Genomic DNA, 18,780 nt, shown 5'->3' with positions numbered 1-18,780 from the left:
TGCTTAGCGTGAACGCGAACGTGTGGGCCTACCGCAAGACTTCGGGCTGGCGGCCGGGCATCGACCTGACCGGGTTCACCGTGGAGGCGACCGAGGGGCCCGTCGGCAAGATCGACGCGAACTCCCACGAGGTCGGCTCGTCCTACCTGGTCGTCGACACCGGTGTATGGATCTTCGGCAAGGAGATCCTGCTCCCGGTCCGCGCCATCACAAAGGTCGACGAGGAGTCCCGGAAGATCTACGTGGACCTCACCAAGAGCGAGCTCAAGAACGCCCCCGAGTTCGACCGCGAGCGTCACCTCGGCCACGCCGACTACCGCTCCGCGCTGAGCACCTACTACGGCTTCGGCGCGGCCGTCGGCCGCCGCACCGCCTGAGGCAGCGGCCCGGCCGGGCGTGGGCGCGGGCGGCAGGCGGCGGGTGATGCGGTCGAACAGCTCCGTCAGCGGTTCGCCGATGTCCCGGCCGAACTCGGTGAGCCCGTAGGTGACCTGGGGCGGTGTCGTCGGCTCGACCTCCCGCCAGACCAGGCCGTCCTGGACCAGCGCCCGCAGGGTCTGGGAGAGCATCTTCTCGCTGATGCCGCGAATGCCGTCGCGCAGCTCGTAGAACCGAAGGTCGTTGCTCCGCAAGGAGATCAGCACCCAGACGCCCCACCTGCTGGTCACGTGGTCGACCACGTCGCGGGCGGGACAGTCCGTGTGAAACACGTCATACCCCTTGGCCGGTCCGGCCTGTCCTTGCTGCACGCCTTCCACCATGCCCGGAGCTTACCCTGAGGTATGTCCTTACCAGAAGTTAGCCCAGCTCCTAGCGTGACGGCCCTGGCCACAGAGGGCACGAACGACGAGGAGCTGCATCATGATCGTGATCACCGGGGCCACCGGAAACATCGGACGGCCATTGACGCGGGCGCTCGCCGGGGCGGGCGAGCAGGTGACGGCGGTGTCGCGGCACGCGGCGGCGGTGCCGGACGGCGTCCGGCACGTCGTGGCCGACCTGGCCGAACCGGCCGGCCTGGAACCGGCGTTGGCCGGGGCGAAGTCCCTGTTCCTGCTGCTGTCCGGCGACCTGCACGCCACGGGAGCCGGCCCGGCCGGCATCATCGGCCGGGCCGCGGCCGCCGGGGTCCGCCGCATCGTCCTGCTCTCCACGCTCGGCGTCGTGACCAGGCCCTTCGGCACGACCCGGATCGCGATGCGCGCGCTGGAGGACGCCCTGCGCGGCTCCGGCCTGGAGTGGGCCGTCCTGCGGCCGGGCGGCTTCGCCTCCAATGCCCTGTGGTGGGCCGAGTCCGTCCGCGCGCAGCGGCTCGTCGCCGCGCCGTTCGGGGACGTCGGGGTGCCGGTCATCGACCCGGCGGACATCGCCGAGGTCGCGGCGGCCTGCCTGCTGGACGAGCGGCACACCGGCGCCGCGTACGAGCTGACCGGCCCGGAGGTGATCACTCCGCGGGGGCAGACGGAGGCCATCGCCGCCGCGCTGGGCACGCCCGTCGGGTTCCACGAGCTCACGCGCGAGGAGGCCGGGGCGGCCATGGCCCGGAGCATGCCGGCGGAACTCGCCGCAGACACACTGGACATCCTCGGTTCCCCGAGCCCGGCCGAGCTGCGCGTCAGCCCGGACGTCCAGCGGGTCCTGGGCCGCGCCCCGCGCCCCTTCGCCGACTGGGCCGCCCGCAACGTGGCCGCCTTCCGCTGACCCCGCCCGCGTACGGAGCGAACGGGTACGGAGCGAACGGGTGCGGCGCGGAGCCGGCCCGGACACCGCCACCGCACCCCCGCGGCCCCGCTCGCGCCGTACGCGGTCCGTGGGGGCGGGGTCATTTGCCCCCGCCGGGAGTTACGTTGGGGAGAGCCCTTGGTGATATCCGCGCCGCCGCGTCCCCTGCCCGGTGCAGGGGGCGCTCCGGTACGGGCCTCCTCGACCGCGCGGCCGCCGAACGGCCGCGCGCTTCTTTCCCGCTGTAGCGCGCGGAAAGGGAGGGGTGTCCCACCCACAAGGACGGCAACATGCCCCTGCGTACCCACGGCGCCCCGCGCCCGCCCCGCTCCCACTCCCCCTCCCGCCCCGGCCCCGGCCCCCGCTCCACCGCGACGCCGCCTCCGGAACCGGCCGAGGCCGACTGCGAGATGGGGCCCGACGGGACCGTGATCCGCGTCCGGGGCGAGCTCGACCTCGACTCCGTACACGTCCTGCACACCGCCCTGCACCGGGCGCGCGGCCGGACCGTCGTCGACCTCAGCGGCGTCGCCTTCGCCGACACCGCGCTCCTGCACGCCCTGCTCGACGCCCGCGCCGCGCACGGGTTCGTCCTCGCCGGTCCCCTCAGCACCGGCCTGAGACGGCTCTTCGACCTCAGCGACACCCGCCGCTGCTTCGCCTTCACCGCAGAGGGGTGAGGCGGAGCGCTCCGGCGCCGCTCTCAGGGCTTGTTCAGGTAGGCGAGGACCGCGCGGACGCGGCGGTTGGTGTCGTCGTCGTCCGTGACGCCGAGCTTGCCGAACAGGGAGGTCGTGTACTTGCTGATGGCGCCCTCGCTGAGGAAGAGGCGGCGCGCGATGGCGTGGTTGGACAGGCCCTCGGCCATCAATCCCAGTACGGAGTACTCGCGTTCGGTGAGCCGGCCCAGCCCCCGGCCGGGGGCGCTGCCGGTCAGCAGCTTCGCGATCACGGCCGGATCCATGGCGGTGCCGCCCGCCGCGACGCGTTCCAGGGAACCGATGAACTGCTCGGCGTCGAACACGCTCTCCTTGAGGAGGTAGCCGACGCCGCCGGAGCCGTCGGCCAGCAGTTCGCGGGCGTACAGCTGCTCCACGTGCTGGGAGAGGATCAGGACCGGCAGGCCGGGGATCTCCGCGCGGGCGGTGAGGGCGGCGCGCAGGCCCTCGTCCGACTGGGTCGGGGGCATGCGCACGTCGATGACGGACACGTCCGGGCGGTGCGTCCGCAGGGCGTCGAGCGTCTCGGGGCCGGTGGCGGCGGTGGCCACCACCTCGTGCCCGAACGCCTCGATCAGGCGGACCATCCCGTCGCGCAGCAGGTACAGGTCTTCGGCTACGGCTATGCGCATGGCAGGGTCATCCTCACACGGGTCGGGCCGCCCCGGGGGCTGGTGATCGCGAGCGTGCCGTCGAAGGCGGCCAGGCGGCGGCGCAGTCCGGCGAGCCCGCCGCCGGGCGGGGCGTCGGCCCCGCCCCGCCCGTCGTCCTCGACCTCGACGACGATGCCCGTCTCGTCCCGTACGAGGCTGACGTGCGCCCGGGCCGCCCCGGCGTGCTTGACCGCGTTGGTGAGGAGCTCGGCGACGCCGAAGTAGACGGCCGACTCGATCGGCGGGTCCAGGCGCAGCGGGCCGCCGGAACTGACGGCCACGTCGAGGGGGACGTCCAGCGCGAGGGCGCGGACGGCGTCGAGGAGCCCGCGCTCGCTGAGGACGGGCGGGCTGATGCCCCGGATCAGCTCGCGGAGTTCGGTCAGCGAGGCGGCGGCCCCGGTGCGCGCCTCCCGCATCAGCGCCTTGGCCTGCGCGGGGTCCCGGTCCATCAGCGCCTCGGCGGTGGCCAGGGCGAGTCCGAGTGCGACGAGGCGGGCCTGGGCGCCGTCGTGGAGGTCGCGCTCGATGCGGCGGATCTCGGCGGCCTGCGCGACGGTGGCGTCGGCGCGCTGGGCGGTCAGCTCGTCCACCCGCCGGGCCAGCGCCATCGCGGGCGAGGGGGCGAGGAAGCGGACGGCCACCCGGGGCAGCGACCGCCAGGCGTACGGGGCGCAGCCGATGGCGACGGCGAGGGCGCAGGCCGCGATCGGGCGCGCGGCGGGCCCGGGCACGGGGATCGCCGCTCCGAGGACGGCGACGGCCAGCGCGGCCGGCGGGAGGGCGGCCACCACCCCGGCGGTGAGCGGGGCGATGACGGCGAACCGCAGGTCGCGCCAGGTGGCGGGGTCGCTCCACCACAGCCGCATCCGCTGGTCCATGACGGCGTCCCGGCGGCTGCGTTCGTAGCTGAAGCCGTTCCACCAGTACCCGGTGGACAGTTGCGTCACGGGCCCGGCCTCGCGGTGACCGGCGGGGATGGCCGTCCCGGTCCAGCGCGCGACGAGGGCGCGGACCGCCCGGCAGACGGTCCGCGCCAGTGCGAGAGTGCCCGCGCACACGATCACGACGGGCCCGATCCACGACCACGGGTGCTCCGCCCCGCACCACACCCCCAGCCCCACCGCGCCGGTCCACACCACCGGCACGAGCAGGCAGACGGCGGCGCCGGCACACGCCCGCCCGAAGCCGACGCCGACCTGCACCGCGGCCCGCACCGCAGCGTGGCCCACGGCCCGGACCACCCGGGAACCCACCCGTCCCATGACTCCCCCTCACTCTCCTTGCCCCGCCCCTACTGTGCACCGCCCGGCGCCCGCGACGCACCGGGCCTGCCGGGGAGTGGGTCTGGCCCCACCCCCCTGTGGGTCCAGGCCGATACCGCGCCGCACGGCCGGTCCCTAGCGTCGTGGTCATGGAAACCAACGCGCACTCCCCGGCCACGCCGACGCCCCCCACCACCGCCACCGCCGCCGGCCCGGCCCTCCTCGACGGCCCCGCAGCCCGCGCCGCCTTCGGCACGATCGGAACCGGCATCAGGATCTACGGCGTACTCACCGGCGCCGCCCTGCTGACGGTCATCGCGGTCGCGGGCACGGGCCACCTGGTGAACCCGTTCATGTGGATCCGCGCGATCCTGCTCCCCCTCGTAGCGGTGCTGCTGCACCGCCTGGCCGGCTCCGCGTCCCGCGGTTCCCGGCGCTCCTTCGAGCGGCTGCGCGGCGTCTCGGCCGTCTTCCCCGTCGCGATCGTCGGGGTGGACCTGATCCCGGGCGTCTGCCCGTGGTGGTACGCGGCGCTGCAAGCGCTCTGCGTGCTCCCGGTCGCCCGCGTCGCCCTCACCCTGCGCGGCGCCGCCCTGCGGGCGGCGTTCCCGGGCGGCCCCGGCGCGCACGGCAAAGACGGCGCGCGGGACGCCCGTTGAGCCGTCTCAGACGTCCCGGCGGCGCATGACCGTCACCGCGACGGTCACGGAGACGAGCGCCCAGGCCGCGAGTGCGACCCAGGAGCCCGTGATCGTTGCCGGGTACGTGCCCAGGCTGGTGCGGCCGTCGGGGTTCAGCGCCAGCCGGGCCTGCGCGGCCAGCGGCAGGTGGTTGCCGATCTCCTTCAGGAGCCGGTACCTGTCGCCCCCGAAGAGCATGGGCAGGAGGAAGAGCATGGACACGACGGCGACGATGGAGGCCGTGGCGTGTCGCAGGACGGCACCGAACGCGAGGCCGATGAGCGCGCAGACCGGGATGACCAGCGCGTACGCCGCGACGGCCCGCAGGCAGCCGGGGTCGTGGAGGGAGAGTCCGATGTGGCGGGACGCGAGCATCGCGTTCGTGGTGAGGAACGAGGTCACGGAGACGGTCACACCGAGGAAGAGCGTGATCGCCGTGACGAGAACCACCTTCGCCGCGACCACCGCGCGCCGGTCGGGGGTGGCGGCGAGCGTGGTGCGGATCATTCCGGTGGCGTACTCGCCGAAGACCGTGATGGCGCCGAAGCTGGCCGCGGCCAGTGCCATGACGTCGATCGCGATGCTGCCCAGGCCGTGGAACAGCGGGTCGTACGTGAAGGGGGGCACACCGGGGGGAGCGGGATGCGGCTGGTCTATGTACGTCAGGTCGGAGTGGACGGCGTTGACGTTGATCGCGATGGCGACGACGGCGCTCAGGGCGAGCACCCAGTAGGTCGACCGGAGGGACCGCATCTTGATCCACTCGGCGGCGAGCAGGTCGGTGAACCTGGCCGCCGGTTCGCCGGCGCGCCCGGACGGCTTGATGGCGCGGGACGTCATGGTGCTCATCGGGCTTCTCCCGCGAGGTATTCGACGCTGTCGGCGGTGAGGGACATGAACGCCGACTCCAGGGACGAGGTGTGGGTGGCGAGTTCGTGCAGCATGATGCGGTGCCGGTGGGCCAGTTCGCCGATCCGGGCCGCGGTCAGGCCGGTGACCCGGACCGCCCGGTCGCCCTCGCGGCGCACCGACGCGCCCTCGGCGATCAGCACGGCCTCCAGGGCCGCCAGGCCGGGCGTGCGCACGGTCACGCCCAGGGTGGCGTTGCGGGCCGAGAAGTCCTCCAGGCCCTCGTCGGCGATCAGCCGGCCCTGCCCGACGACGATGAGCCGGTCGGCGGTGTGCTCCATCTCGGCCATCATGTGGCTCGAGACGAACACGGTGCGGCCCTCGGACGCCAGCCGGCGGAACAGGCCGCGCACCCACAGCACCCCCTCGGGGTCCAGACCGTTCAGGGGCTCGTCGAAGAGCAGCACCGGCGGATCGCCGAGCAGGGCGCCCGCGATGCCGAGGCGCTGTTTCATGCCGAGGGAGAACCCTCCGATCCGGCGCCGCGCCGCCTTGGCCAGCCCGACCTCCTGGAGGACCTCGTCCACGCGGGCCGGGGGGATGCGGTTGCTGCGGGCCAGGGCGGTCAGGTGCGCCCTCGCGCTGCGTCCGCCGTGGACGTCCTGGGCGTCCAGCAGCGCGCCGACGTGGCGCAGTCCGCGGGGGCGCTGCGAGAAGGGAACCCCGTCCACGGTGACGGACCCGCTGGTGGGGGTGTTCAGGCCCAGGATCATCCGCAGGGTGGTGGATTTGCCGGCACCGTTCGGGCCGAGGAAGCCGGTGACCTTGCCGGGTTCCACGGTGAAGGTCAGGTTGTCGACGGCGACGGTGTCGCCGTACCGCTTGGTCAGTCGGGTGGATTCGATCACGGGTCCAAGCTGCCGTGGAGGGAGCGGAGCCGGCATCGGCCGGCGGTCCGGACTTGGGAGCGCCGCTGGTGGCCCGGGGGACTAGTTCCGCGGGCCGATGTCCCGGCGGCAGCGCGTCGATAGGATCGGCTGATGATCGCCACTCCTCCTCCACCCCTGCTCAGACGCGTGCCACCGGGTGTGTGGGTGGCGGCCTTCTGGTCGGTCCTCATCCTGGTGCGCACGTTCCAGCGGCCGGACGAACTGCAGCATCTGCTCCGGTACGACGGCAACACGGAGGACGCACCCCTGCTGGTCACCGCCGTCGTCACCACCCTGGGCGCGCTGCTGCTGGTCCGCGCGCCGCTGGCGGCCGTGGCCATCGCGCTCGCGGGCGCCTCGTTCTCGATCGGGATGGCGGTGCGGGAGACACCGTACGTGCTCTTCCTGCTGGCCGACGCGGGCGTGGGCTACACCGCGGCGACCCGCTCACGGCGCGTGTCGGTCCTCGCGGCCGCGCTGCCGGTCGGGGTGCTGGCCGCGTACACGCTCTGGCGGCTGGGCAGCGGGTACTTCTTCGACCTCTCGGTGCCGGCCGGCCTCGCGTCGACCGTCGTCATCGCCTGGCTGACCGGCAACACGGTCCATCAGAACCGGGCGCACGCGGACACGGTGCGCGCCCAGGCCACGCAGCAGGCGGTCACGGCCGAGCGGCTGCGGATCGCCCGGGAGCTGCACGACATGGTCGCCCACAACATCGGCATCATCGCCATCCAGGCCGGGGTGGGCAGCCTGGTCATGGACACCCAGCCCGCCGAGACGCGCAACGCGCTGGACGCCATCGAGGCCACCAGCAGGGAGACGCTCGCCGGCCTGCGGCGGATGCTCGGCGCGCTGCGCCGGAGCGACCCGCAGTCCGCGCCGCTGGATCCGCTCCCCGGTCTGGCCGCCCTCGGTCCGCTGGTCGCGAAGACCGCGGCCGCCGGGGTCCGGGTCGACGTCCGGTGGCGGGGGGAGCGCCGCGGCCTGCCCTCCGACGTCGACCTGGCGGCCTTCCGCATCGTCCAGGAGGCGGTCACCAACGTCGTGCGGCATTCCGGCACCCGGGACTGCAGCGTCACCGTCGACTACCGCCACGACGAGCTGGCCGTCGATGTCGTCGACCTCGGCTCGGGCGGCGCCGTCGCGGACTGCGGATACGGCATCGCGGGAATGCGCGAACGGGTCGCTCTGCTGCACGGCGAGTTCAGCGCCGGGCCGCGTCCGGAGGGCGGCTTCCGGGTGGCGGCCCGGCTTCCGGTGCCGGTGGAGGCGGGACGATGATCCGTGTCGTCCTGGTCGACGACCAGCCCCTGATCCGTTCCGGCCTGCGCGTCCTCATCGCCGACACCCCCGGCCTGGAGGTGGCGGGGGAGGCCGGGGACGGTGCCGAGGCGGTGGAACTGGTCCAGCGGCTGCGGCCGGACGTCGCCATCATGGACATCCGCATGCCCGGTACGGACGGCATCGAGGCCACCCGCCGGATCCACGCGGATCCGGAGTCGACGACCCGCGTCCTCGTCCTGACCACCTTCGACGACGACGAGTACGTCTACGGCGCGCTGCGTGCCGGAGCGAGCGGCTTCCTCGTCAAGGACATGCCGCTGAGGACCATCCTCGAAGGGATCAGGGTCGTCGCCGCCGGAGACGCCCTCATCGCTCCCGGCGTCACCCGGCGGCTCATCGAGGAGTTCGCGGCACGGCCCGAACCCGCCGCCACCGGCCGGGCGGTGGTCGACGGCATCACGGCCCGGGAGCGCGAGGTCCTGATCCTGGTCGGCCGCGGGCTGTCCAATGCCGAGATCGCCGAAGAGCTCACCATCAGCGTGGCCACCGCCAAGGCCCACCTCGCACGGCTCTTCACGAAACTCGACGCGCGCGACCGGGTCCACCTTGTGATCCTCGCCTACGAGACCGGCCTGGTCGCGCCCCCGCGGTGAGGCGCGCCCGCGGCTGTCAGACCCCCTCTGACCTGCCCGTAAGGGGCCCGGGACGCGCGGGGGGGCCGATCCGGTGACACTGGCAGGACCACGAACGCAGGGAGGCCGGATGAGCTGGGCGTCATGGACCACCCGCGGTGTCTTCGCCGGGCGCGCCGGAGTACGGACGGGCGAGGGGGGCCCCGTCCTGACCGGCGAGCTCGACGTGCACACCACCTGGATCGAAGCCACCGGCCTCGCGCAGGTCACCGTGCAGTACAGCGGGGCGTCCGAGTGGTTCCCGCTGGCGGAGAGCCCCATCCCGTGCACCGGCGAGGCCGAGAGCCGCGCCCTGCACGACCTGGTGATCGCCTCCATCCGCGCCGGCACCCCGCTCCTGCTTGGCCCGACCTCCCCCACCGCCGGGCCGCTGGCCTAGGCGGCGGCCGCCGGGTCCGGGCCGCCCGGCACCGCGGGGGCGCCCCGAAGGCGTGCCCCCGCGGTGGGGCCGGATCAGGCGTTGACGCAGGTGTTGCCGAAGGCCGGGTTGAGCAGCCCGATGATGCTGACGGTGTTCCCGCAGACGTTGACGGGGATGTGGACCGGTACCTGGATGAGGTTGCCCGAACCCACGCCCGGCGAGTACGCGGCCACGCCCCGGGCGCCCGCGTCGGCGCCGGCCGCGGACGCGCCGCCGGCCATCACCGCGCCGACCGCCAGGGCCACTGCCAGACCTCGTCGTACACGAACCATGTGAAGTACCTCCGTAAGGGTGCCGTGGCCGTGCGGAGGGCCCGCGCGGCCGGTGCGGGGCCGGGGGAACCGCCCCCGTCTCCCCCACGTGCTGTCTTCGCCGCCGCGCTCGCGCCGGTTTGGCCGGTGCGTCATGCTTCCCCCGATCGGAGCAGTCGCGGGCGTGGCGGGCACGCCCCTCCCATCCGCGGGGCCCCTCCGCTCCGAAGAACCGATGACGACCGGCGGCACACGCAGAGCGAGGACGAAGGACCGGTATGCGAGCAGGACGCCCCGCCGGGGGCCGGACATGGGCGTGACGCGCAAGGGGACGGGCGGCCCGGCCGGCCCCGCCCCGGACCCCGCAGGCCCGGCGGCCCCCGCCCTGGTCCCCGTACGCTCCGGCCCGGCGCCGCGCGGTGCGAGGGCGGCGGTCCTCGTCCTGCACGGGGGACGCGCGGACGACCTGCGGCCCCCGGACCGGCTGAGCCTGCCCGCCCTGCGGATGCGGCCCTTCGAGGCCGCCATCGCCCGTGCCACCGGGGACGGCGTCCTGGTCGCCCGCGTCCGCTACCGCCACCGGGGCTGGAACGGCCGGCACGCCCACCCGGTCGCCGACGTACGGCACGCCCTGGAGGAGCTGCGGGCGCTCGCCGGGCCGCTGCCCGTCGTCCTGGTCGGCCACTCCCTCGGCGGCCGGGCCGCGCTCCGGGCCGCGGCGGACCCCGGCGTGACCGCGGTCGTGGCCCTGGCTCCCTGGTGTCCGCCCGCCGAACCGACGGCCCATCTGGACGGCCGTACGGTCGTCGCGCTGCACGACGAATCCGACCGCGTCACCTCCGCGGCGGACACCTGGTCCTACCTGACCCGCGCCCAGGGGGCGGGCGCCCGCGTCCGGGGGATCTCGATGCCCGCGGGCGGCCACGCCATGCTCCGCGACGCCCGCCGGTGGCACCGCCTGACGGCGCAGGTCACGGCCGCGCTCCTCGGCCTCGGGCCCCTCCCCGCCGCGCTCGCCGACAGCCCCGCCTGGGCGGGCCGCCCGCACCCCCTGCGGACCGACGGGGCCGGGCCGGCAGCCCGCTGACGGGGCCGCCCGCGCGGCCCCGTCCTGCCGGGGGCCGCTCTACCGGGGTACGTCCATGTGCAGGCGGACCGTGGTCCCCTGGTCCCGGGTGGAGCGGATCTCGACGAGGTCGCACAGCTGGTGCGCCAGCCACAGGCCCCGGCCGCCGATCTGGTGGGGGTCGGGACGGCTGCGGCCCGCCATCACGTCGGCGATGTAGCCCGCATCGCGGAATTCGCACAGGAACGTGGCGTCCTGGGACCAGGTCCGCAGGGTGCCGCGGCCCCCGCCGTGGCGGATGCTGTTCGTCGCGATCTCCGTGACGGCCACGGCGAGCTTGGCGAGCCGGTCCTCGGGCAGGCCCGCCTCGGAGGCGCACTGGGCCACTTTCGACCGGATCGCGCCCAGGTCGCCCTGCGCGTAGCTCAGCTCCTGGAACGGATCGCGGGCGGCCGACAGTGCGTCGAAGGCGTACTCGTCCCCGCCGAGGTACTCCTCGTTGGCCGCGTGCAGCCCGTCGCGGCGGATCAGCGGGTGGCAGCGCGACAGCGACCGCAAGGCGTCCTGGTCATCGTCCCCGGCGTCGTAGGGGCACAGCATCGACCAGGTGGGGCTGTGGGCGAAGGCCCGGTTCAAGAGCCATTCGTGGTAGCGCAGTTCGGAGAGGTGCGCGGCGTTGCGCGCGTGACGCCAGGCGGTTTCGCCGATGCCGCGCACGGGCCGGTCGCCCTCGCCCCGCTCCCTCATCCAGGCCGACCAGGCGGCCACGAGCCGGCCGGGGTTGGGGCCCGCGGTCGTCGTGTCGACGAAGGTGACGGCGGGCTCGTCGGCGAGTTCGCCGCGCAGCAGCGAGGTCTTGTCGGAGGGCACGGCGACGACGACGGCCTCGCCGCCCTCCAGGGCCTCGTGGATGAAGTCCAGCGTCCCGGACAGGAACTCCTCGTCGCCCCGGTAGGGGTACAGCTCGTGGCGGAAGGGGCTCCCGGCCCCGCCGGGCGCCGCCGCGGGCACGGTCTCGGTCACGGCGCCATCACCACCGGTACGCCGGCGTCCGCGTACCCCGCGAGTTCCCAGCACAGGCGCACGGTCTCGTTGGCTCCCTCGACGTCGATCCGGCGGCCGGGCAGGTGACGGGCCGCGTCGACGAGCGCCTGCATGCCGGCCGCGTCGATCATCCCCAGGGTGTCGAACTGCAGCCTGACCTCGGCCGTGTGCCGCATGGCGGCCCGCAGCGCGGCGTTGAACGCCGCCGCGCACTCCGAATCGATCACTCCGTCAACGCTCCACCTGTCGGCGCCGGTGCTGAACATCCGGAAGGCCGGACGCGGTGCGCGCGTGCCCGTCTCGTGGGGATGCATACATGCCGCCCGCTCCAGCTCCGGCGCGTCCCACAGGGACGGCCTGAAGGCGCACACGACGATGGCGCCGCTCTCGGAGGCGAACTCGTCGAGCTTCAGCTCCTGGGCGAGCAGTTCCTCGGCCCCGCCGGGCGCCGTCGCGGGGACCCGCTCGGTGAGGACGCGGACCGACCGGAAGCCCTGGCGGGCGGCGGTACGGGCCTCCCTGCGCACCGCGGCGAGAACCGACTCGGTGTCCGCGTGATCCGGCAGATCCAGCACCACCGAGGCCGGGGGCAGGCGGCCGGAGGCGGGCCGCGTCAGACCGGAGGCGCCGCGGGAGGGAGCGACGAACACGAGCTTGTCCCCGTAGAGGGCGCCGTCGGCCACGTACGCCCGGGCGTCCGTGGGGAAGGCCGCGGACGGGTCCATCCGCCAGCAGACGTGGTCACCGAGCTCGACCTCGTCCAGCGTCGCCAACGCGCGTGCCGCTCTCACCTCGCCCCCCTTCCGGCCTCCCGGCCCTCCGATCGGGCTCCGCGCCCCCGCCCGGCAGCCTACTGGGCCCGGCCCGCGCCCGGGGACCGGACGGAGACGGACGGGCCTGACCGCCGGGCTGCGCACGCTGTGCGACTGCCCGCTCGGCGCGCTCCCAATCAGCGGGCCCGGGCCATCGGCTGGCTCCCGCGGCCCGCCGCCCGGCCCCCGTGAAAAGTGCCATTCAGGATCTTGATGTTTGTTCATTCCCATGCCAGATTCGGCGCCACCACAACTACGGGGAGAGGCCACCCACATGCCGGCAGAACGCACCCCCGCAGATCGCCCCGCGGTGGAGAGACGGACCATCGAGCCCGTCCCGGACGGCGAACGGCACGGCACGCCGCGCAGCCAGTTCACCCTCTGGTTCGGCGCCAACATGCAGATCACCGCGATAGTCGACGGCGCGCTGTCGGTCGTCTTCGGCGCCGACCCGCTCTGGGCGATACCCGCGCTGCTCATCGGCAACGTGCTCGGCGGCATCGTCATGGCCCTGCATTCCGCGCAGGGACCCCGGCTGGGCGTACCGCAGATGATCTCCAGCCGCGCGCAGTTCGGCGTGTACGGGGCGGTACTGCCACTGCTGCTGGTGATCCTCATGTACCTCGGCTTCGCCGCGACCGGCAGCGTGCTGGCCGGGCAGGCGGTGGCCGAGGTCCTCCACGTCGGCACGGACGCCGGAATCCTCGTCTTCGGGGCGCTGACCGCCGTCGTCGCCGTGACCGGCTACCGCCTCATCCACGTCGCGGGCCGCATCGCGACCGTCGTCGGCGCGCTCGGCCTCGGCTACCTGATGGTGCGGCTGTTCACCCAGTACGACGTCGGCGCGCACGTCGGCGCCAAGGGGTTCGAGGCGGCGACCTTCCTGCTCGCCGTGGGGCTCGGGGCCGGCTGGCAGCTCACCTTCGGGCCGTACGTCGCCGACTACTCGCGCTACCTGCCCCGCGACACCAGCACCCGTACGACGTTCTGGTCCACCTTCGCCGGCTCCGTCATCGGATCCCAGTGGGCGATGACGCTGGGCGCGCTCACCGCCGCCGTCGCGGGCGCGGCCTTCCTGCCCGACCAGGTGGGCTTCCTCGGCGATCTGGCGGGTCCGGCGGTCCTGGCGTTCCTGATCTACCTGGTGATCGTCGTCGGCAAGCTGACCGTCAACTGCCTCAACGCCTACGGCGGTTTCATGTCGATCCTGACCACCGTCACCGCCTTCGGCCGCCGCTCGCACGTCTCGCCCCTGGTGCGCGCCGCCTCCATCGTCGGTTTCATCGCGGTGTCCATGGCCATCGCGCTGGCCGCCAGCGCCGACTTCCTGACCCACTTCAAGAACTTCGTGCTGCTGCTCCTGACCGTGTTCACGCCCTGGAGCGCGATCAACCTGGTCGACTACTACCTGATCTCCCGGGAACGCGTCGACATCCCGGCCCTCTACGATCCGGCGGGCCGCTACGGCCGCTGGAACGTCACCGCGCTGACCTGCTACCTCTTCGGCATCCTCGTACAGGTCCCGTTCCTGGCCACCACCCTCTACACCGGCGCGATCACCGAACGGCTGGGCGGCGCCGACATCTCGTGGATCGTCGGGCTGGCGGCCACCTCGGCCCTGTACTGGCTCTGGGCGCGGCGCAGGGCCGATCCGCCCGCCGCGACCGTCCACCCGGCCGCGGACGCGTAGGCGGGAGCCCGGCGCCCTCCGGGGGCGCCGGTGCCGCATGGGGTATCCATGGGGCATGGAAACCGAACGGCTGACCTTCGACGGATGGATCGCCGCCGTCGGGACGGGATCGGGCGCGCGCGTGGTCGTGGGCCACTGGCCGCGGTCCCCCTTCGGCCCCTTCAGCGACGTGATGCTGGAGCGGGCCGACGGCCGGCGCACGCTGCTGGCGCCCACCGCCCGGACGGCCGGGTACGTCTCCTCCGTCTACCACTTCGACGAGGTCCGGACGGTCGTGGTGAGCGTACGGAGCCGCGACGGCCTGTGGGAGGTCGCGGCGGGTCCCCTGGACCTGTGGTTCCGGGTCGGGCGCCGGGGCCTCCTCGGCCTCGCGCTGCGGGCCGTCCCCCGGCCGCTCGCCCGCAGGCCGCTGTGGGCGGCCGCGGCGGACGCCCCGTCCCGCCTGATGACCGGCGTACGGACCCGGGGCAGCTCGCGCCCCGGATGCCGCCAGTGGTACGCCGCGGGGGACCTGCGGCCGATCGTCGCCGCCCGCGCCCGCCTCGACGGCGCCGACCTCGGCCCGCTGGCCCCGGTCTCCCCGCCCGTGCGGTTCGGCTTCGGGTCGGCCCCTTCGGCCCCGTCCCTGGTCCGGGTGGTGTCCACCGTCGAGCGCGCCGTGCCCTGACGGCCCCGGCCGGGCATGAGCGGCGGCCGGCCCGGGGAGGCTGGGGGCGGGGGGTGGTGCGGCATGGTGTCGACGGCTGCGGTGGCGACCGGCGCGGCGTGGTGCCTGGTGCTGCTGGCCGGGGGGCTGCGGCTCGGCGGCGGGCGGGTGCGGGCGCCCGTGGGGGCGCTGTCCCCGGTCGAGGCCGGGATGCTGCGCGGGGGCGTGCGGGCGGCGACGCGGACCGCGCTGGTCGAGCTCTATCTCGGCGGCACGGTGGAGGCGGGGTTCCGGCAGACGGTCATGAACGTCCCCACCCGGGTGCCGCCGAGGGGCAGCTCCCCGCTGGCTCGCGCGCTGTACGGGGCGCTGTACCGGCGGACGCACCCCGGCAGGCTCCACGACCACGAGCGGGTGGGGCGGGCCCTCGGGGAGATGACCCGGAAGCTGGAGCGGGCCGGGCTGCTGGTGTCCGCGAAGCGGCGGTGGGCCGAACGGGCGGTGCTGCTGCCGGTGTTCGCCGCCGTGCCCGTCACGGCCGCCACGGGTGGGGCGGACGGGGCGCCGGCGGTATGGCTGTGGCTCGGCGTCGCCGCCGACGTGGCCGCGGTCGTACTGGGGGCGGCGTCCCGGCGCACCCGGCGCGGCGCGACGCTGCTGGCCCGGCTGCGGCTGCTGCACGCGGGGGCGCGCCGGGCCACGGAACGGGGCGACCCCGCCGCGGTGTTGCTGAGCGCGGCCCTGTTCGGGGCCCCGGCGCTGCGCGCCCAGCTCCCCCGGTTCACCGAGGAGAGCGGGCTGCTGACCCGGCCGCCGAGGGAGCCCATGGAGCGGAGTGGGCGCGGCGGCTGGCACCCGTCGGAAGGGGGATGCGGAGGCTGACGGAGGCCGCCCGTCGGCGCCGTCCGGGGACGGGGGAGCGGCGCGGCCGGAGTCGGTGCGCCGGCCGCAGCGTTCCCGGCGGACCGGGAGAGGGTGCTGCCGCCCCGGCCGGGCGTGTGGCCCGCGCCTTCGAGGACGGTGGGCCGCGCCTTCGAGGACGGTGGGCCGGGCGCCGGAGTCACCGCAAGGGGCGAGGGCGGGGGGCCGGTGCGCACGGGGGAAGGGCACCGGCCCCCCGGGGGCGCGCGGATCGGTGTCCGTCCGCGGCCCGCTCGGCGCCGGACGTCGCGGTGACCGCCCGGGGGGGCGGGCGGGCACCGGCGTCACAAACGCCGGTTGAATCCTAAACCATTCCACCGGGGGTGCTTCCCGCCCCCGCCCGGGCCGCCGCGTCACCGGCCGGCCCGGGGCGGTGGCCGGAGCCCGGGGCCTGGGGGGCGCCCACCCGGTGGCGGAGGGGGGCGAAGGCGAGGAGGTAGCACAGGCCGCCGAGCGGGAGGAAGTCCAGGCTGGCCGCGATGGCGACCGTACCCAGGACGAACGCCACGAGCGAGGGGACGGCCCGGGGGCCCTTGAGCGCGGCGAGGAGGGCGATCACGCCGACGTAGAGGAAGAGCGGTACGACCGTGTACACGACCGGCATCACCCCGGGCACGTTCTGCACCCGGGCGAAGATCTCGCTCATCTCCGCCTTGTCGGCGGCCCGGAACCCCGCGTAGAGGTCGATCACCGCCTGGGCCGTGGCCGCGGCCACCCCCGCCAGCGCGACCGGCCAGGCGGCGCGGACCACCGCCCGCCGGGCCGGTCCGGCCGCCCCGGCCGCCGCGCGGCGCAGCCCGGAGCAGACCACCCCGAAGAGCAACACCCCGCCGAGGAAGGCGAGATGGCCGGTGATCCACGCCGCGCCGGGCTCCCTGGACCCCTCCACCAGGAGGCGGACCGACCCGTAGGCCACGAGGAGGAGGGGGGCGGCGATGAAGGAGAACCGGGTGAACCGCACTGCTCGATGTGTCATGACCACAGCCTGCCGCCCGGTGCCGGGGCGCCACCATTGGTGATCACCCCGACAACACCCCCGAGAAGTCCGGGGGTTGATCCGGGGCACGGGTCCGGGCCGCGGTCGGGGTCGGCGTCGGGGTCGGCGTCCGGGTCCGGATCGGAGGCGGGGATCAGCGGTCCTGGGAGAGCTCCAGGAGTTCGGCGAAGGTGCCGCCCGCGTGGACCAGGTCGTCGTAACCTCCCTGCTCGGTGATGCGGCCGTGTTCCATGACGACGATGTGGTCGGCGATCTTGGTGTTCTCCAGGCGGTGGGTGACCACGATGGTGATGCGGTCCCCCGCGATGGCCTTGATCCGCTCGAAGATCTGGTGCTCGCCGCGCGGATCCATCTGCGAGGTGGGCTCGTCCAGGATCAGCAGCCCCGGGCGCCGGTACAGCGCCCTGGAGCAGGCCACGCGCTGCCACTGGCCGCCGGACAGCTCCGAGCCGCCGAAGACGTCGCGCGACAGCAGCGTGTCCAGGCCGGCCGGCAGATCGTCGACGGCCTCGCGCAGACCGACCGCGTCGATGGCCTCCCACACCGGGGCGTCGTCGTGGGTGCGGGGCTGGCCGAGCGTGACGTTCTCGCGCACCCGCAGCGGCCACTGCGCGAAGATCTGCGGCACCAGGCCCGTGTCCTGCCACACCGTGCGGGGGTCGACCTCGGCGAGGTCGGTGCCGTTCCACGTCACCCTGCCCTTGTCCGGCAGGTAGATGCCGGTCAGCAGCCGGGTGAGGGTGGACTTCCCCGAGCCGTTCGCCCCGACGATCGCGAGGATCTGGCCGCGCCGCAGGGTGAGCGAGACCCCGTCGACGGCCGGTTTGTCCTTGCCCGGGTAGCGGTACGCGACCTCCTCCAGCCGGATCTCCTCGGCCGGCCCGGCGTGGGCACGGGGTCCGCGCCGGGGGGCGCGGGCGGTGGCCTCGTCGAGGAAGGACTGCATGTCGCCGAGGTACAGGCTGGTGTGGAAGACCGCGGCTCCGTTGACGACGACCTGGGAGAGCGCGGCGAGCGTGCTCTGCACGGCGATGACGGCCGTCGCGGCCACCGCGAGCCCGATCCGGCCGGATACCGCCAGCCACGCCAGGGCGCCCCAGGTCACGACCAGGAACACGCCGCCGGCCAGCGCGGACAGCAGGGCGATCCGCAGGGTCCGGGGCGCGGCGGCCAGGGTGCGCCGGTCGCACCGGTCGGAGAGGGCCCGGTACCAGTAGACGAGGTAGTCCGTCATCGAGTTGGCGCGCACCTCGTCGCCGTACTTCGACGTGGTCGCCCACCAGCGCATCATGCCGCGCACGTTGCGGTCGGCGACGTTCGCGTAGTGGATCTCGTAGTCGACCCGGGCGCTCAGGACCGCGCCGACGCCTGCGGGCAGTACGGCCAGCAGGAGCAGGGGCAGCATCAGCGGGTTCAGTACGGACAGCACACCGGCGGCGCTCGCCATGCGGATGAGCGCGGACAGGAACCGCTGGGCGTCGGTGACCATCACGTGGGTGCGCATGACGCCCATCTCGGCCGCCTCGTGCCGGTCCGAGAAGCCGTCCTCCGCGTACGCCGACGCCTCGACGCGGCACACCGCCTCGACCAGCGCGGTGTCCGTCTCGGTGGTCAGCCGCGGGGTGATCCGCCGCTCGGCGTACGCGGCCACCGCCCCCGCCACCCGGGCCAGCGCCGCGGCGGAGGCCACCACCAGCAGGGCGGGCAGCGCACCGCGCAGCCGGTCGGATGCGGAGCCGTCGCCCAGGACGGACCCCATGGCGCGGGAGGTGGCCGCCAGCAGCACGGCGGCCGCGACGCCCGTGACGGCCTGGCAGCCGGCGAGCAGCTGCACCGCCCGCCGGTCCGTCCGCCAGGACACCCGGGCGATGCGGCCCAGGACGGCCGGGATCTGCCCGCACATCCGGCGGAAGGAGACCGTGGCGAGGGGATTGACGGAGTACTGCCCGCTGTAGGTGATCTCCGCCGGCGGGGGCGGGGGCGGCGGGGGCCGCCGCGTGCTGGTGGTCTGCTGCTCTTGCGCATCGGCCGAGGTCAACTGCTCCCCCTGGAGGTCCGTCGGGCGTGGTCACGGGGCTCAACGACGGGGCCGCAATATCGAACACATGTATTTCGGTCGGCCTTCGACCCCCGGTATCG

The 18,780-nt window shown here is 74.6% G+C and carries 20 protein-coding genes and 1 pseudogene; 11 read left to right on the top strand and 10 right to left on the bottom strand.

Annotated elements, in window-relative coordinates; translation table 11 throughout:
* Window positions 1-8: 8 nt before the first annotated feature.
* Complete coding sequence (locus tag ACFYYT_RS23600) at window positions 9-377, top strand: PRC-barrel domain-containing protein (protein ID WP_351820347.1); 369 nt, start codon at window positions 9-11, stop codon at window positions 375-377.
* Window positions 378-398: 21 nt separating this feature from the next.
* Here the strand turns inward: ACFYYT_RS23600 and ACFYYT_RS23595 are convergent.
* Window positions 399-761 (bottom strand): annotated as a pseudogene (locus ACFYYT_RS23595) (winged helix-turn-helix transcriptional regulator); the annotation flags it as partial.
* Window positions 762-861: 100 nt separating this feature from the next.
* Here ACFYYT_RS23595 and ACFYYT_RS23590 point away from each other — a divergent pair.
* Both ACFYYT_RS23590 and ACFYYT_RS23585 read left to right on the top strand, forming a co-directional pair.
* On the top strand, window positions 862-1,701 hold the full coding sequence (locus tag ACFYYT_RS23590) for an NAD(P)H-binding protein (RefSeq protein ID WP_351820349.1): 840 nt from the start codon (window positions 862-864) through the stop codon (window positions 1,699-1,701).
* Window positions 1,702-2,012: 311 nt separating this feature from the next.
* Window positions 2,013-2,402 carry an STAS domain-containing protein gene (locus ACFYYT_RS23585; protein WP_351820350.1) on the top strand — a complete coding sequence of 130 codons (390 nt, stop codon included), beginning with the start codon at window positions 2,013-2,015 and terminating at the stop codon, window positions 2,400-2,402.
* Between the two features lie 23 nt (window positions 2,403-2,425).
* Here ACFYYT_RS23585 and ACFYYT_RS23580 read toward each other — a convergent pair whose 3' ends face one another.
* Both ACFYYT_RS23580 and ACFYYT_RS23575 read right to left on the bottom strand, forming a co-directional pair.
* Window positions 2,426-3,073: a response regulator transcription factor gene (locus ACFYYT_RS23580; RefSeq protein ID WP_351820353.1), complete on the bottom strand. Its 648-nt coding sequence runs from the start codon at window positions 3,071-3,073 to the stop codon at window positions 2,426-2,428.
* Entirely contained in the window at window positions 3,064-4,359 is a 1,296-nt protein-coding gene (locus tag ACFYYT_RS23575; RefSeq protein ID WP_351820355.1) for a histidine kinase, read from the bottom strand. The genes ACFYYT_RS23580 and ACFYYT_RS23575 overlap by 10 nt, the downstream gene beginning before the upstream one ends.
* 149 nt (window positions 4,360-4,508) lie before the next feature.
* On the opposite strand from ACFYYT_RS23575, the gene ACFYYT_RS23570 reads away from it, so the two are divergent.
* Entirely contained in the window at window positions 4,509-5,018 is a 510-nt protein-coding gene (locus tag ACFYYT_RS23570) for a hypothetical protein (RefSeq protein WP_351820357.1), read from the top strand.
* Between the two features lie 6 nt (window positions 5,019-5,024).
* Here the strand turns inward: ACFYYT_RS23570 and ACFYYT_RS23565 are convergent, their stop codons facing one another.
* Window positions 5,025-5,888: an ABC transporter permease gene (locus ACFYYT_RS23565; protein WP_351820360.1), complete on the bottom strand. Its 864-nt coding sequence runs from the start codon at window positions 5,886-5,888 to the stop codon at window positions 5,025-5,027.
* A complete protein-coding gene (locus ACFYYT_RS23560) occupies window positions 5,885-6,796 on the bottom strand; it encodes an ATP-binding cassette domain-containing protein (protein ID WP_351820362.1) in 912 nt (303 codons plus the stop codon). The genes ACFYYT_RS23565 and ACFYYT_RS23560 overlap by 4 nt, the downstream gene beginning before the upstream one ends.
* A gap of 132 nt (window positions 6,797-6,928) precedes the next feature.
* On the opposite strand from ACFYYT_RS23560, the gene ACFYYT_RS23555 reads away from it, so the two are divergent.
* From ACFYYT_RS23555 to ACFYYT_RS23545, 3 genes are all read left to right on the top strand, one after another.
* Complete coding sequence (locus ACFYYT_RS23555) at window positions 6,929-8,098, top strand: histidine kinase (protein WP_351820365.1); 1,170 nt, start codon at window positions 6,929-6,931, stop codon at window positions 8,096-8,098.
* Window positions 8,095-8,754, top strand: a complete 660-nt coding sequence (locus ACFYYT_RS23550; protein ID WP_351820367.1) for a response regulator transcription factor — start codon at window positions 8,095-8,097, stop codon at window positions 8,752-8,754. The genes ACFYYT_RS23555 and ACFYYT_RS23550 overlap by 4 nt, the downstream gene beginning before the upstream one ends.
* Before the next feature lie 109 nt (window positions 8,755-8,863).
* Window positions 8,864-9,172: a hypothetical protein gene (locus tag ACFYYT_RS23545; protein ID WP_351820370.1), complete on the top strand. Its 309-nt coding sequence runs from the start codon at window positions 8,864-8,866 to the stop codon at window positions 9,170-9,172.
* A gap of 74 nt (window positions 9,173-9,246) precedes the next feature.
* On the opposite strand, the gene ACFYYT_RS23540 is transcribed toward ACFYYT_RS23545, so the two are convergent.
* Window positions 9,247-9,486, bottom strand: a complete 240-nt coding sequence (locus ACFYYT_RS23540) for a chaplin (protein ID WP_351820372.1) — start codon at window positions 9,484-9,486, stop codon at window positions 9,247-9,249.
* 289 nt (window positions 9,487-9,775) lie between these two features.
* Between ACFYYT_RS23540 and ACFYYT_RS23535 the strand changes: the two genes are divergently transcribed.
* Window positions 9,776-10,552: an alpha/beta fold hydrolase gene (locus ACFYYT_RS23535; protein WP_351820375.1), complete on the top strand. Its 777-nt coding sequence runs from the start codon at window positions 9,776-9,778 to the stop codon at window positions 10,550-10,552.
* A gap of 39 nt (window positions 10,553-10,591) precedes the next feature.
* Here ACFYYT_RS23535 and ACFYYT_RS23530 read toward each other — a convergent pair whose 3' ends face one another.
* Window positions 10,592-11,554, bottom strand: coding sequence for a sensor histidine kinase (locus ACFYYT_RS23530; RefSeq protein ID WP_351820378.1), 963 nt, complete (start codon window positions 11,552-11,554; stop codon window positions 10,592-10,594).
* On the bottom strand, window positions 11,551-12,366 hold the full coding sequence (locus ACFYYT_RS23525; protein ID WP_351820381.1) for an MEDS domain-containing protein: 816 nt from the start codon (window positions 12,364-12,366) through the stop codon (window positions 11,551-11,553). The genes ACFYYT_RS23530 and ACFYYT_RS23525 overlap by 4 nt, the downstream gene beginning before the upstream one ends.
* Before the next feature lie 331 nt (window positions 12,367-12,697).
* On the opposite strand from ACFYYT_RS23525, the gene ACFYYT_RS23520 reads away from it, so the two are divergent.
* The 3 genes from ACFYYT_RS23520 to ACFYYT_RS23510 all read left to right on the top strand — a co-directional run bounded on the left by ACFYYT_RS23520 (window position 12,698) and on the right by ACFYYT_RS23510 (window position 15,605).
* On the top strand, window positions 12,698-14,077 hold the full coding sequence (locus ACFYYT_RS23520; protein WP_388609124.1) for a purine-cytosine permease family protein: 1,380 nt from the start codon (window positions 12,698-12,700) through the stop codon (window positions 14,075-14,077).
* A gap of 55 nt (window positions 14,078-14,132) precedes the next feature.
* Window positions 14,133-14,744, top strand: coding sequence for a hypothetical protein (locus ACFYYT_RS23515; protein ID WP_351820386.1), 612 nt, complete (start codon window positions 14,133-14,135; stop codon window positions 14,742-14,744).
* Between the two features lie 63 nt (window positions 14,745-14,807).
* Complete coding sequence (locus tag ACFYYT_RS23510; protein WP_351820389.1) at window positions 14,808-15,605, top strand: TIGR04222 domain-containing membrane protein; 798 nt, start codon at window positions 14,808-14,810, stop codon at window positions 15,603-15,605.
* A 343-nt stretch (window positions 15,606-15,948) separates the two neighbouring features.
* On the opposite strand, the gene ACFYYT_RS23505 is transcribed toward ACFYYT_RS23510, so the two are convergent.
* The gene (locus tag ACFYYT_RS23505) at window positions 15,949-16,620 is read right to left on the bottom strand and encodes a hypothetical protein (RefSeq protein ID WP_351820391.1); all 672 of its coding nucleotides are present in this window, start codon (window positions 16,618-16,620) and stop codon (window positions 15,949-15,951) included.
* Between the two features lie 154 nt (window positions 16,621-16,774).
* Window positions 16,775-18,679 (bottom strand): ATP-binding cassette domain-containing protein, encoded by a 1,905-nt coding sequence (locus tag ACFYYT_RS23500; protein ID WP_351820394.1) that lies wholly within the window; start codon window positions 18,677-18,679, stop codon window positions 16,775-16,777.
* Window positions 18,680-18,780: the final 101 nt, after the last annotated feature.

This window comes from Streptomyces sp. NPDC002032 (assembly GCF_042890765.1).
In the GTDB taxonomy this organism is placed as follows: domain Bacteria; phylum Actinomycetota; class Actinomycetes; order Streptomycetales; family Streptomycetaceae; genus Streptomyces.
Note: the sequence above shows the minus strand (reverse complement) of the source record. Positions and strands in the feature narration are given on the sequence as shown.